Here is a 14426-nt window from a genome sequence, read left to right on the forward strand (position 1 = left end):
AACCTCAGACGTTGACTCGTCGGAACGCCTTGTTCCATGGTCCCTACCTGCCCAGCCTACGGGCTTTGATGCCTGGGCAGGTAAGGCCGGTCGGTCCGGGAGGGTGGCTGTCACGCGAGGGCGGCCGACACCACCGGCAGGTAACCGAGGCGGTAGCCGTCCGCCGTCGGGTGGAAGGACTCCCAGAGCGTCAGGAGGACGATCCGGTTGATCCACTCGCCGCCGCCCGCGCAGACGCCGTGTCCGGCGAAGGCGGGGCGGGCGTCGGCGAACCGGAAGCCGTGCTTGCCCGCCTGACGCTCGATCAACTCGTCCAGCCTGTCCGTGAGCGCGTTGATCCTGGCTCGCCTCGGCTCGGTGCCGACGGGGCAGAGGGCGGGGTTCTCCAGCAGGTGCGGGTAGCCCGTCACGGCGATCCGGGCGCCGGGCGCGGCATCCGTGACGGCCTGGTAGGTCGTGTCCAGCCGGTCGGGCAGCTCCTCGCGCAGCCGCCGGTCGGCCTCGTCCAGCGCGCCGTCGCAGCGGGCGTCGGTGGTGAAGGGCTGCAGGCAGCCGGTGACCACGTCGGCGAAGCCGAGGTCGTTGCCGCCGACGGTGAGGGTGACGGCGGTGCTGCCGCCGGGCACGCCCGGCAGCTGGTCGCGCAGCACGTCCTGGGTGGTCGCGCCGCCGCACGCGGCGAAGTCGAAGGCGCCGCCGGGCTGGTTCGCGGTGTCCCACAGCGCGGGGTAGGAGCGGGCGCCCCGGTGGCAGTCCCCGCTCGCCGGGTCGTACGCGCCGCCGCCGACCCCGGCTGCGTACGAGTCGCCGAGGGCGGTGTAGCCGCCGGTGGCGGCAGAGGCGGGGGTGCCGCCCAGGGTCAGGCCGAGGGCGAGGGCGGTCGCTGCGGCGGCGGTGAGGAGGCGGTGGTGCATGTGCTGCTCCGGGGGCTGGGTGGCGTCGGGTGATTACGCATCGTAGTCGCACGGACACGCCATGATGGCAGTAATTGGTTGCAGCAAATTTCTGAAAACTGTTGCGCGATCCCTTGACGGTGACCAGCCGTGGCGCGATCGTCTACGGCGTCCCCACCCCCACCCCCACGCCCCCACCACCCTGGGAGACCGACGCATGACCTTTTCCCGCAGAGCCGCGCTGCTCGCCGCCGCCGCCCTGGTCACGGGCACCCTGCTGCCGCTCGGTGCGCAGTCCGCCGCACACGCCGCTGCCAGCCCGAACGGCGGCGACGTGATCGCCAACCTCTTCGAGTGGAACTGGAGTTCGGTGGCCGCCGAGTGCACCAGCGTGCTCGGCCCCAAGGGCTACGGCGCCGTCCAGGTCGCCCCGCCGGAGGACTCCATCCGCCTGACCAACGGCACCCACCCCTGGTGGGACGTCTACCAGCCCGTCGCCTACGACCTGAACAGCCGGATGGGCACCGAGGCGCAGTTCGCCGCGATGGTGACGGCCTGTCACAACGCCGGCGTGAAGGTCTACGCGGACGCCGTCATCAACCACGCCGCCGGGGCCAACCAGACCAGCACCGACTCCTACGGCGGCGCGAGCTTCAACCCGGCCACCTACACCTACGGCAACGTGCCGTACGACCGCTCCAGCTTCCACGACACCCCGGCCAACTGCCCGAACTCCGGCAACGTCATCAACGACTGGAACAGCGTCCAGCAGGTCCAGGAGTGCCAACTGCTCTCGCTCTCCGACCTCTACACCGAGAAGGACGACGTCCGGGCGAAGATCGCGGGCTACCTCAACAAGCTGATCGGGTACGGCGTCGACGGCTTCCGGGTCGACGCCGCCAAGCACATCGCCCAGGCCGACATGGCCGACATCCTGGCCCGGCTGACCGACACCGCCTGGGGCTCGCGGCCGTACGTCTACCAGGAGGTCTACCCGGGCAGCAGCGGGCAGTTGGCCCTGAGCGCCTTCGAAGGCAACGGCAGCGTGCTGGAGTTCACGTACGCCTACAAGCTCAAGGACCAGTTCACCGGCAGCATCGCCAACCTCAGGACCTTCGGCCAGAGTTGGGGCCTGGAGCCGAGCGACAAGTCGGCCGTCATGGTGACCAACCACGACCTGGAGCGGAACGGCTCCACGCTGAACTACAAGAGCGGCAGCAAGTACACCCTGGCCACGATCTTCCAACTCGCCTGGGGCTACGGCACTCCGCAGGTGTACTCCGGCTTCACCTTCAACACCCCCGACGACTCCCCGCCCGCCGACTCCGCCGGGTACGTCACCAACACCACCTGCGGCAGCGGCTGGGTCTGCACCGACCGCGACCAGGGCGTCGCCAACATGGTCGGCTGGCACAACGCGGCCAAGGGCCAACCGGTCGCCAACTGGTGGGACAACGGCAGCAACGCGATCGCCTTCAGCCGGGGCAACGCGGCCTGGGTCGCCCTCAACAATGGTGCGAGCGCCGTCACCACGACGTTCACCACCGGCCTGGCCGCCGGGAGTTACTGCGACGTCATCCACGGCGACGCCACCCCCGCAGGCACCTGCACCGGCCCGGCCGTGACGGTCGACGCCACCGGCCACGCCACCGTCACCGTCAACCCCGGTGACGCGGTCGCCCTCCACGCCACCGGCACAGCGGGCCCGACGCCGACGCCGACCCCGACGCCGACCCCGACTCACGTGGGACAGGTGCAGGTCAGCGTCAGCGAGCACAGGACCACCGTCTGGGGCCAGAACGTCTACCTGGTCGGCTCGATCCCCGCGCTCGGCAGCTGGAGCCCGGCGGCCGCCGTCCCGCTCTCCTCGGCGAGCTACCCGAACTGGACCGGCTCGGTGACGATCCCCGCCAACACCACCGTCGAGTACAAGTACCTCATCAAGGACGGCTCCGGCACCGTCACCTGGGAGAGCGGCGCCAACCGCACCTTCACCACCGGCGCCTCCGGCCCGCTCGCCCTCACCGACACCTGGAAGTAGGCCCGGCGGCGCCTCACCGCGCCGCCCAGCCGTCCCGGAACGCCGTCCAGTCCCCGGGCGCGGCCGAGAAGTCCGCGTACAGCGCCAGCCCGAAGGTGTGGCGCCCGGGGGCGTGGCGACCCAGCGAGAGCCGGGCGCCACGCACGGCGGCCGGGACGGTCTCGGCCGAGCCCCGGTGCGAGAAGGTGTCCTCCCAGTAGGCGGGCAGGCCCATCAGCAGGTCCACGGCGGGCGGCGTCGCCTCGAGCGCGAGCGTGGTCTGCTGCGCGACGTACCCGCCGTAGAGGGACTCCAGCGGCATGCCGGTGTCGTACGACATGACCGCGATCTGCTCCACCCGGCGGGCCGCCTCCGCGAAGTACGCCTGTGACCACCACTTCCCGTGGCCGGCCAGCGCGATCCCGGCCCGGTGCAGGCCGGGCAGCGGGTCGATCTGCGGCGCGGCGACGGAGAGCGGCGCCCCGGCGCGGGCGGTGACGGCGTGGGTCCGGTCCAGCAGCGCGAGGAAGCCGGCCGAGCCCGAGCGGACGGGCTCCAGATCGAAGTGCACTCCCGAGAAGCCGACCGCCAGCACCTGCGCCGCCGAGCCGGCGATCTGGTCACGGACGGCGGGCTCCTCCAGGTGCAGCCCCTCCTCCTCGGGCGCCACCAGGTCCCCCAGCCAGGCCTGCACCCTGACCCCCGGCAGGGCCTGCCGGGCCTGGGCCAGGAAGGCGGGCGCCTGCGGGTAGCGGGAGGCGCGCAGCGACCCGTCGTGCTCCAGCGGGCCGGTGTGCACGTACAGGTCCCGGACGCCCGTCCCGGCGAGCAGTCGCGTCAACGCGGCGAAGTCTGCCTCCCCCTTGCGTCCGTCGACCCAGGCGTGCCCGAGCCAGACGGCGTCCCGGCCGCGCGTCCGGGCCTGGGCCGAGGGTTCGCCCGCGTACTGGAGCCGCAGCGCGGCAGCCGCCGATGCGACGGGCAGCAGGAGCAGTACCAGCCCGCACAGCGCCGCCACCGTCACCCGCCGCGACCTGGGCCAACCCCGCCATCGAGCCCTCGCGGCCCGCGCCCGTGCAGTGATCATCCGCATGCTGGACCGTCCCCCCTGGTGAACCGAATAGCCCAGGATACGAAACGGGCTCGGAGAGTGACGGCATGTACAGATACCCTGACCTGGTGCGCCCCGCAAAGGCGGGGGCCGCATAGCCGACAGCCGTCGCACTCAGGGAGCGCCCCATGGCCACAGCCGTCCCCTCGTCCACCCCTCAAGACCGCGCGAATGCCTTGCGTGAAGCGCTTGCCACGCGTGTGGTGGTTGCTGATGGTGCGATGGGCACCATGTTGCAGGCGCAGGATCCGAGTATGGAGGACTTCGAGCAGCTCGAGGGCTGTAACGAGGTGTTGAATGTGACGCGGCCGGACATTGTGCGGTCGGTGCATGACGCGTATTTCGCGGTGGGCGTGGACTGTGTGGAGACGAACACGTTCGGGGCGAACTTCGCGGCGCTGGGGGAGTACGACATCCCGGGGCGGATCTTCGAGTTGTCGGAGGCGGGGGCGCGGATCGCGCGGGAGGCGGCGGATGCGTTCACCGCGGTGGATGGGCGTGGGCGGTGGGTGCTGGGGTCGATCGGGCCGGGGACGAAGCTGCCGACGCTCGGGCACGCGGAGTACGCGGTGCTGCGGGACGGGTTCGAGGAGAACGCGGCGGGTCTGATCGCGGGTGGCGCGGATGCGCTGCTCGTGGAGACCTCGCAGGACCTGTTGCAGACGAAGGCGGCGATCCTGGGGTCGAAGCGGGCGATCGCCGCGGCGGGGCTTGATCTGCCGGTGTTCGTGCAGGTGACGGTGGAGACGACCGGCACGATGCTGCTCGGCTCGGAGATCGGCGCCGCCCTCACCGCGTTGGAGCCGCTCGGGGTGGACTTCATCGGGCTGAACTGCGCGACGGGTCCGGCGGAGATGAGCGAGCACCTGCGCTACCTCGCCAAGAACGCCCGGATCGGGCTCTCGTGCATGCCGAACGCGGGGCTGCCGCTGCTGGGCAAGAACGGCGCGCATTATCCGTTGTCGCCGGCGGAGCTGGCGGACGCGCATGACACGTTCACCCGCGAGTACGGCCTGTCGCTGGTCGGTGGTTGCTGCGGCACGACGCCGGAGCACCTGCGGGCGGTGGTGGAGCGGGTCCAGGGGCGTCCGGTCGTCGCACGGACCCCGCAGCCGGAGCCGTCGGCGGCGTCGCTGTACCAGGCGGTGCCGTTCCGGCAGGACACCTCCTACCTGGCGATCGGTGAGCGGACGAACGCCAACGGGTCGAAGAAGTTCCGGGACTCGATGCTGGCGGGGGACTGGCAGGCGTGTGTGGAGATCGCCCGGGACCAGATCCGGGACGGCTCGCACCTGCTGGACCTGTGCGTCGATTATGTCGGCCGGGACGGCGTCGCGGACATGCGCGAGGTCGCCGGACGCCTGGCGACCGCCTCCACCTTGCCGATCGTGCTGGACTCCACCGAGGTGGACGTGCTGCGCGCGGGGTTGGAGAAGCTGGGTGGGCGGGCGGTGCTGAACTCGGTGAACTACGAGGACGGCAACGCCGAGGATTCGCGGTTCGCGCGGATCGCGTCGTTGGCGCGGGAGCATGGTGCGGGTCTGATCGCGTTGACGATCGACGAGGAGGGGCAGGCCCGTACCGCGGCGAAGAAGGTGGAGATCGCGGAGCGGCTGATCGCGGAGCTGACCGACGGTTACGGGATCGACGAGGGGTCGATTCTGGTGGACTGTCTGGCGTTCACGCTCGGGACGGGGCAGGAGGAGTCGCGGCGCGACGGGATCGAGACGATCGAGGCGATCCGTGAGTTGAAGGCCCGCCACCCGAAGGTGCAGACGACGCTGGGGCTGTCGAACATTTCGTTCGGGCTGTCGCCGGCGGCGCGTCAGGTGATCAACTCGGTGTTCCTGCACGAGTGTGTGCAGGCGGGGTTGGATTCGGCGATCGTGCATGCGTCGAAGATCCTGCCGATCGCGCGGATCCCGCAGGAGCAGCGGGAGGTGGCGCTGGACCTGGTGTATGACCGCCGGGCGGAGGGTTACGACCCGCTGCAGAGGCTGTTGCAGTTGTTCGAGGGTGTGAGCACCGCGTCCAGTGCGGCGTCGAAGGCGGAGGAGCTGGCGGCGCTGCCGTTGGAGGAGCGTCTGCAGCGCCGGATCGTGGACGGGGAGCGCAAGGGCCTGGAGGCGGACCTGGACGAGGCCCTCACGACCCGTACGGCGTTGGACATCGTCAACACCACCCTGTTGGCGGGGATGAAGGTGGTGGGTGAGCTGTTCGGGTCGGGGCAGATGCAGCTGCCGTTCGTCCTGCAGTCGGCGGAGGTGATGAAGACGGCGGTGGCGCACCTGGAGCCGCACATGGAGAAGTCCGACGACGAGGGCAAGGGCACCATCGTGCTGGCCACCGTCAAGGGTGACGTCCACGACATCGGCAAGAACCTCGTCGACATCATTCTCTCCAACAACGGCTACACCGTCGTCAACCTCGGCATCAAGCAGCCCGTTTCGGCGATCCTGGACGCGGCGGTCGAGCACCGCGCGGACGTGATCGGCATGTCCGGGCTGCTCGTCAAGTCGACGGTGATCATGAAGGAGAACCTCCAGGAGCTCAACCAGCGCAACCTCGCCGCCGACTACCCCGTCATCCTCGGCGGCGCGGCGCTGACCCGCGCCTACGTCGAACAGGACCTCCACGAAATCTACGAAGGCGAAGTCCGCTACGCCCGCGACGCCTTCGAAGGACTGCGCCTGATGGACGCGTTGATCGCGGTCAAGCGTGGTGTGCCGGGTGCGGTGCTGCCGGAGTTGCGGCAGCGGCGGCACGCGAAGGTGGAGGTCGAGGAGGTGGAGGAGGAGAACCTCGGGCAGATCCGCTCCGATGTGTCGGTGGGTAACCGGGTGCCGGAGCCGCCGTTCTGGGGGGACCGGATCGTCAAGGGGATTCCGTTCGCGGACTACTCCTCCTGGCTGGACGAGGATGCGCTGTTCAAGGGGCAGTGGGGTCTGAAGGCGGCCCGCAGCGGCGGCCCCAGCTACGAGGAGTTGGTGGAGACGGAGGGGCGTCCGCGGTTGCGGATGTGGCTGGACCGGTTGCAGACCGAGGGCTGGCTTGAGGCGGCCGTGGTCTACGGGTACTACCCGGCGGCGTCCAAGGGCGACGACCTGATCGTGTATGCGGAGGACGGCAGTGAGCGGACCAGGTTCACGTTCCCGCGTCAGCGCCGGGGCCGCAGGCTGTGCCTGGCGGACTTCTTCCGTCCGGAGGAGAGCGGCGAGAAGGACGTGCTGGGTCTTCAGGTCGTCACGATGGGCAACCGGATCTCGGAGGCCGCGAACGAGCTGTTCGCGGCCGACGCCTACCGCGACTACCTGGAGCTGCACGGCCTGTCCGTGCAACTCGCCGAAGCCCTCGCGGAGTTCTGGCACGCCCGGGTCCGCTTCGAGCTCGGGTTCGGCAACGAGGACCCGCAGGACGTGAAGGACATGTTCGCGCTCAAGTACCGGGGCGCACGGTTCTCCCTGGGCTACGGGGCCTGCCCCGGACTCGAGGACCGCGCCAAGATCGCCGCCCTGCTGAAGCCCGAACGGATCGGCGTCGTCCTCTCCGAGGAGTTCCAGCTCCACCCCGAGCAGTCCACCGACGCCATCGTCATCCACCACCCCGAAGCCAAGTACTTCAACGCGAGGTAACCGTCGGGCCGCGCTCCGTTCGTCTCTTTCGGGCGGTATGCGCGTATCCTGGATGATCCCTAACGGGCCGGTCCGCTGACCAGCGGACCGGCCTGTGTCATCCCCGGGGTGAGCCCGTACGGGAAGGACCCAGCAGTATGACGACCATTTGGACCCCCTCCGACAGCCTCGACCGGACGGGTGACGGCGGCCTCCAGGCGGTGCTGCTCGACATGGACGGCACGCTGGTCGACACCGAGGACTTCTGGTGGCAGGCGGAGGCCTCGCTCTTCGCCGAGCTGGGCCACCGGCTGGACGAGAAGGACCGGGCCCATGTCGTCGGCGGCCCGATGAGCCGGGTGATCGACTACCTGATCGCCACCACGCAGGTCGCGCTCAGCCCGGCCGAGCTGACGGTGCTGATCAACCAGCGGTTCGTCGACCTGCTGGCGGACGGCGTGCCGTTGATGCCGGGCGCCGAGCGGCTGCTCAACACCCTGAACGCGCACGGCATCCCGGCCGCGCTGGTCTCGGCCTCGCACCGGCACATCATCGACATCGTGCTGCAGAGCCTGGGCGCCGAGCACTTCGCCTTCACGGTGGCCGGTGACGAGGTCGCCCGGACGAAGCCGCACCCGGACCCGTACCTGGTGGCGGCGGCCCGGCTGGGTGCCGAGCCGGCCCGCTGCGTGGTGGTCGAGGACGCCCCGACGGGCGTGCTGGCGGCCGAGGCGGCGGGCTGCCCGGTGATCGCCGTGCCGTCGGTGGCGGTGATCGAACCGGGGCCGGGGCGGACGGTGCTGAGCTCGCTGGAGCAGGTGGATCTTGAGTTGCTGCGGGCGATGGTAACGGCCCGAGTGTGATATTGGTCTCGTTGTACCGGTCGGTTGCTGTCGCGCTGCGGCCCGACGGCAACGGGCTGTGCATGCGACAGGGGAGAAAACGGGCATTCGCAGACAACTCGTCGGCCCGATCTGACGGAACGATCGTCGGGTCATAACGGAGCGTACGAAGCAGTGATATTCGTGCGTGTTCGATGTGGCACGCTACATCCGATCAGTCCCCCCAAAGGCTGGCCGTTCGCACCCGCCGACGCCGCCCCACCCCCGGCGGAGACCCGGCGGCAGCCACCGGCACCCCCGGTCCGCATGGAGAAGGAACGTATTCCGCATGACTTCAGCCAACCGACTGGCCGTGCTCAGCTGCGCCGCACTGGTGGCCACCACGGCAGCGGGCTGCGCCTCGGCGACCAAGGTCGTCACCGGTGGAGACTCCGGCAGCGCGATCACCCTGGGCACCACCAGCGTGACCAAGGTGCTCGACCCGGCCGGCACCTATGACTCCGGGTCCTGGCTGGTCCTGAACAACACCTTCCAGTCGCTGCTGAAGTTCCCGGCCGGCGCGACGGTGCCGCAGCCGGACGCCGCGCAGAACTGCGCCTTCACCGGCGCCGACACCATGACGTACACCTGCACGCTCAAGAGCGGGCTGAAGTTCTCCAACGGGCACCCGCTGACCGCCACCGACGTGGTCTTCTCGATCCAGCGGATGCTGAAGATCAAGGACCCGAACGGCCCGGCCGAGCTGCTCTCGACCATCAAGTCGGTCGAGTCCAAGGGCGACGACACGGTGGTCATCCACCTGACGACGCCCGACGCGGTCATCCCGGCCAAGCTGGCCTCGGCGGCCGGCTCGATCGTCGACCACACGGTCTTCCCGGCGGACAAGCTGCTGGACAACAGCAAGCTGGTCGGCTCCGGCCCGTACAAGATCGACTCGATCGACGAGCTGGCCGGCTCCAAGGGCGGCGTGCCCGGCAAGATCTCGCTCTCGGCCAACTCGCAGTACCAGGGCGACGAGAAGATGCAGAACACCAAGTTCGCTGTGCGCTACTTCAACACCGCCGACGAACTGAAGGCCGCCCTGGACAAGGGCGACATCGACATGACGGACAACAACAGCCTCGACCCGGCCGTCGCCACCAAGCTGAGCGACGACCAGGTCTCGGGCAAGGGCACCGTCAAGGTCACCGAGGGTGACAGCGCCGAGGTCAGCTTCCTGGTGTTCAACACCAAGGACCAGACCGCCGGCAACCAGGCCGTCCGCCAGGCGGCGGCCCAGCTGCTCGACCGCCAGGCGCTGGTGCGCAACGTCTTCGAGCACTCCGTCCAGCCGCTGTACTCCGTCGTCCCCGCCGGGATCGCCGGGCACAACACCGCCTTCTTCGACAGGTACAGCGAGCCGGACGTCAACAAGGCCAAGAAGATCCTCAGCGGCGCCAAGGTGCAGACGCCGGTCAAGCTCACGCTGACCTGGTCCCGCGCGCGGGCCGGTGACGCGCAGATGGCCGAGATCAAGAAGGAGCTGGAGGCCGGCGGCCTCTTCCAGGTCACGGTCGAGAAGGAAGCCGACTGGGAGGCCTTCAAGGCCGGCTGGAAGGCCGACAAGTACCAGATGTACGCGACCCGTTGGGTGCCCGACTACGTCGACGCGGACGACTACATCACCCCGCTCGTGGTCGGTGGCGGCGTTTACCACAACAGCTGGGACGACCCGCGGATCAGTCAGCAGCTGGTGCCGGAGAGCATCAAGCAGACCGACCGCACCGCCGGTGGCGCCTACGGCCAGATGCAGAACATCGTGGCCGACGCCGTGCCGCTGCTGCCGCTGTTCCAGAACAAGGCGTTCTACGCCTCCAAGGAGGACATCACCGGGGTCGGCAACACCGTCGACACCTCGGGCATCCTCCGCTTCTGGGAGATCGGCCGCGCCAAGAAGTAACCGCGCCGAGAAGTGACGTTGTACGGCTGAGGCCCCCATCCCGGTGGATGGGGGCCTCAGCCGTACAACGTCAGAGGTCAGAGCGCGCCGGGGCGTACCAGGCCGCTCTCGTAGGCGTACACGGCCGCCTGCACCCGGTCGCGGAGCTGGAGCTTGGTCAGCACGTGGCCCACGTGCGTCTTGACCGTCGTCTCGCTGACGAAGAGCTCGGCGGCGACCTCGGCGTTCGACAGACCGCGGGCGACGAGCTTGAGCACCTCCAGCTCGCGTTCGGTCAGCGCGGTGAGGGCCTGCGGCGGCGTCTCGTCGCCGGAGGGCAGCTTGGTGGCGTACATGTCGAGCAGGCGGCGGGTGATGCTCGGCGCGAGCATCGCGGCGCCGTCGGCGACCACCCGGATCGCCTGCACCAGCTCGTCCGCCGGGACGTCCTTGAGCAGGAAGCCGCTGGCCCCCGCGCGCAGCGCCTCGACGACGTACTCGTCCAGGTCGAAGGTGGTCAGCACGAGCACCTTGGCCGGGCCGTCCCGGCCGGGCCCGGCGATCCGGCGGGTGGCCTCGACGCCGTCCATCCGGGGCATCCGGATGTCCATCAGCACCACGTCCGGCTGGAGCGCCCGGACCTGCTCGAGCGCCTGCTGGCCGTCCCCGGCCTCGCCGACCACCACCAGGTCGTGCTCGGCCTCCAGGATCATTCTGAAACCCGTGCGCAGCAGTGGCTGGTCGTCGACCAGCAGCACTCGGATCGTCACCTACGGCTCCTTCGTCAGTGTCGTGGCCTGCACCGGCAGCGGGTACGGCGGGGGAGTGCCGCCGAACTCGGGACAGCTGGCCTGGTGGTCGCACCAGTCGCAGAGCCGGTTCTTCGTCGCGGGGAAGTCGCCGCTGGCGACCGCCCGGGTGATCGTCTCCCAGAGGGCCTGGAGCTTGCGTTCGGTCGCGAGCAGGTCGGCCTCGTCCGGGTCGTACGTGACGACGTCGCCGCCACCGCCGAGGTAGACGAGCTGGAGGCGCTTGGGGATCACGCCCTTCCAGCGCCACACCACCAGGGCGTAGAACTTCATCTGGAACATCGCCTTGCCCTCGAAGTCCCGCGAGGGTGCCCGCCCGGTCTTGTAGTCGACCAGCCGGACGTCGCCCGAGGGCGCGACGTCGACCCGGTCGATGTAGCCGCGCAGCAGCAGGCCGGTCTCCAGCACCGTCTCCACGTAGAGCTCGCGCTCCACCGGGTGCAGCCGGGTCGGGTCCTCCAGCTTGAACCACTGGCCGAGCAGCTTCTCCGCGTCCCGCAGCCAGCGGGTCAGCGCGGCGCCGTCCCCGTCCCCCTCTTCCAGGAACAGACCGCTGAGCTGCGGCCGCTCGCCGAGCAGCCGCTCCCACTGCGGCCGGAGCAGCCCGAGGGCGCGCTCGGGAGTCCGCTCGGCGGCCGGGCTGTCGAACAGCCGCTCCAGCACCGCGTGCACCAGGGTGCCCCGGGTGGCCGCCGCGCTCGGCGGCTCGGGGAGCTTGTCGATCACCCGCAGCCGGTAGAGCAGGGGACACGTCATGAAGTCGCCCGCGCGGGAGGGCGACAGCCCCGTCGGCGGGGTGGCCACGGCGGGGCCGGTCTTCTGCTGCTGCATGCTCCGACCCTACTGTGCGGCTGCGGCCCGCCGTCCCACCGCTGATGCGCGGCCCTCCTGCGGGGTAAGACATGGGTGGAGCGGAACGCAGATCCGGGCGTGAGATCACGTAGGTTTGGGCGCACGGCGGGGGACAACCGAGCAAAGGGGCCACGGTGAGCGACACCAGGGGGCAGCAGACCACGGCTGGGCCCGGCGGGAAGAAGCCCGAGGAGCGGCCCGGCGGGATCCTGATGGGCCGCCCCTTCGGTGTGCCGGTGTACGTGACGCCCTCGTGGTTCGTCATCGCGGCACTGATCACCTGGCTGTTCGGCGGCCAGCTCGCCGACGTGCTGCCCGAGCTGGGCGGCACCCGCTACCTCGTCTCGCTCTCCTTCGCCGTCGCCTTCTACGCCTCGGTGCTCGTCCACGAGCTGGCCCACACCCTGGTCGCGCTGCGCTACAAGCTCGGGGTGCGGCGCATCCAGCTCCAGTTCTTCGGGGGTGTCTCGGAGATCGAGAAGGAGGCCGAGACCCCGGCCCGCGAGTTCTGGCTGGCCTTCGTCGGGCCGCTGCTCTCGCTCGTGCTCGGCGGCCTCTTCTACCTCGCGCTGCTCGCCGTCGAGCCGGCCACGGTGCCCGGGGTGCTGCTGGCCGGGCTGATGGTCTCCAACCTGGTGGTCGCCGCCTTCAACCTGCTGCCCGGCATGCCGCTGGACGGCGGCCGGATGCTGCGGGCCGTCGTCTGGGGGCTGACGGGCCGTCCGATGGCGGGCACCGTCGCGGCAGCATGGGCGGGTCGGGCGCTGGCCCTGGTGGTGCTGTTCGGCCTGCCGATGGTCTCGGCGGCCCGCAGTGGCCCCGACCGCAGCGGCACGGACAGCCTGATCGACGCGGTGCTCTCCGCCGTGCTCGCGGTGATCATCTGGAACGGCGCCTCCGGCAGCCTGCGCAACGCCCGGCTGCGCGAGGCCCTGCCCGCCCTGCGGCTGAGCGAGCTGGCCCGCCGGGCGGTCGAGGTCCCCGCCGACACGCCGCTCGGGGAGGCCCTGCGGCGGGCCCGCGAGGCGCAGGCCGGCGCGATGGTGATCGTCGACAGCTCGGGGGAGCCCACCGGGCTGGTCAAGGAGGCCTCGGTCAACGCCGTCCCCGAGCACCGCCGCCCGTGGGTCGCCGTCGGCGCGCTCGCCCGCCAGCTCGAACCGGGCCTGCGGCTCGACCTCGGCCTCGACGGCGAGGACCTCCTCACCGCCCTGCGCCGCACCCCGGCCTCCGAGTACCTGGTGCTCCGCCCGGACGGCACGGCGTACGGGGTGCTCGCCCTCGTGGACCTGGAGAAGCGCCTCAGCGCGGCCGTCGCGGGGCGTCCTGCCTGATGGTCGGTGGAGTGCTCGGCTTCCCTTAGGATTGTCCGCATGTCCGAACCGACCGGTGCCACCCGCCGACGCGGGCCCTTCAAGGTCGGGGACCAGGTCCAGCTGACCGACCCCAAGGGCCGCCACTACACGTTCACGCTCGAAACCGGGAAGCAGTTCCACACCCACAAGGGTGCGTTCCCGCACGACGAGCTGATCGGCGCTCCCGAGGGCACGGTCGTGCGCACCACGGGCAACGTCCCGTATCTCGCGCTGCGCCCCTTGCTCCCCGACTACGTCCTCTCCATGCCGCGCGGCGCAGCCGTGATCTACCCCAAGGACGCGGGGCAGATCCTGGCGATGGCCGACATCTTCGCGGGCGCCCGCGTGATCGAGGCGGGCGTCGGCTCCGGCGCCCTCTCGACCTACCTGCTGCGCGCCGTCGGCGACACCGGCCTGCTCGCCTCGTACGAGCGCCGCCAGGACTTCGCCGACATCGCCAAGGCGAACGTCGAGCGCTACTTCGGCAGCCCGCACCCGGCCTGGAAGCTCACCGTCGGCGACCTCCAGGACAACCTGGTGGAGACCGAGGTCGACCGCATCATCCTCGACATGCTCGCCCCCTGGGAGTGCCTGGACGTCGCCTCCAAGGCGCTCGTCCCCGGCGGCCTGATCTGCTGCTACGTGGCCACCACCACGCAGCTCTCGCGCACCGTCGAGGCGCTGCGGGAGCACGGCACGTTCACCGAGCCGCAGTCCTGGGAGTCGATGGTCCGCACCTGGCACGTCGAGGGTCTCGCCGTCCGCCCGGACCACCGCATGATCGGCCACACCGGCTTCCTGCTGACCTCCCGTCGGCTCGCGGACGGCGTCGAGCCGCCGCTGCGCCGCCGCCGCCCGTCCAAGGGCTCCTACGGCGAGGACTACGAGGGCGCCTCCCCCGAGCGCAGCCTCGCCGAGCGCGCCGCGGAGCGTGCCGCCGCCCGTGAGGAACTTGCGTAACCTGCACTGCCCAGGGGCGCGGAGAACTGTGGGGGACACCCTCGCGCAGTTCCCC

General features: G+C 70.5%; 10 protein-coding genes. 6 read left to right on the plus strand and 4 right to left on the minus strand.

What is annotated here, in order from left to right; translation table 11 throughout:
• Positions 1-110 precede the first annotated feature (110 nt).
• A complete protein-coding gene (locus ACR68M_RS28795) occupies positions 111-914 on the minus strand; it encodes an SGNH/GDSL hydrolase family protein (protein ID WP_441247066.1) in 804 nt (267 codons plus the stop codon).
• A 196-nt stretch (positions 915-1110) separates the two neighbouring features.
• Between ACR68M_RS28795 and ACR68M_RS28800 the strand changes: the two genes are divergently transcribed.
• A complete protein-coding gene (locus tag ACR68M_RS28800; RefSeq protein ID WP_441247067.1) occupies positions 1111-2934 on the plus strand; it encodes a carbohydrate-binding module family 20 domain-containing protein in 1824 nt (607 codons plus the stop codon).
• Positions 2935-2947: 13 nt separating this feature from the next.
• On the opposite strand, the gene ACR68M_RS28805 is transcribed toward ACR68M_RS28800, so the two are convergent.
• Positions 2948-3937 (minus strand): hypothetical protein, encoded by a 990-nt coding sequence (locus ACR68M_RS28805; protein ID WP_441247068.1) that lies wholly within the window; start codon positions 3935-3937, stop codon positions 2948-2950.
• 215 nt (positions 3938-4152) lie between these two features.
• On the opposite strand from ACR68M_RS28805, the gene metH reads away from it, so the two are divergent.
• From metH to ACR68M_RS28820, 3 genes are all read left to right on the plus strand, one after another.
• On the plus strand, positions 4153-7656 hold the full coding sequence (metH, locus tag ACR68M_RS28810; RefSeq protein ID WP_441247069.1) for a methionine synthase: 3504 nt from the start codon (positions 4153-4155) through the stop codon (positions 7654-7656).
• A gap of 137 nt (positions 7657-7793) precedes the next feature.
• Positions 7794-8498 (plus strand): HAD family hydrolase, encoded by a 705-nt coding sequence (locus ACR68M_RS28815; RefSeq protein WP_441247070.1) that lies wholly within the window; start codon positions 7794-7796, stop codon positions 8496-8498.
• 307 nt (positions 8499-8805) lie between these two features.
• A complete protein-coding gene (locus ACR68M_RS28820) occupies positions 8806-10416 on the plus strand; it encodes an ABC transporter substrate-binding protein (RefSeq protein WP_441247071.1) in 1611 nt (536 codons plus the stop codon).
• Between the two features lie 77 nt (positions 10417-10493).
• Here the strand turns inward: ACR68M_RS28820 and ACR68M_RS28825 are convergent, their stop codons facing one another.
• Positions 10494-11165, minus strand: a complete 672-nt coding sequence (locus tag ACR68M_RS28825) for a response regulator (RefSeq protein ID WP_441247072.1) — start codon at positions 11163-11165, stop codon at positions 10494-10496.
• On the minus strand, positions 11166-12035 hold the full coding sequence (locus ACR68M_RS28830; protein ID WP_441247073.1) for a RecB family exonuclease: 870 nt from the start codon (positions 12033-12035) through the stop codon (positions 11166-11168).
• Between the two features lie 155 nt (positions 12036-12190).
• On the opposite strand from ACR68M_RS28830, the gene ACR68M_RS28835 reads away from it, so the two are divergent.
• Positions 12191-13390, plus strand: coding sequence for a site-2 protease family protein (locus ACR68M_RS28835; protein ID WP_441247074.1), 1200 nt, complete (start codon positions 12191-12193; stop codon positions 13388-13390).
• Between the two features lie 39 nt (positions 13391-13429).
• Positions 13430-14371 (plus strand): tRNA (adenine-N1)-methyltransferase, encoded by a 942-nt coding sequence (locus ACR68M_RS28840; protein ID WP_441247075.1) that lies wholly within the window; start codon positions 13430-13432, stop codon positions 14369-14371.
• Positions 14372-14426 lie beyond the last annotated feature (55 nt).

The sequence above is a fragment of the Kitasatospora sp. McL0602 genome, from assembly GCF_052076145.1.
Lineage (GTDB): Bacteria > Actinomycetota > Actinomycetes > Streptomycetales > Streptomycetaceae > Kitasatospora.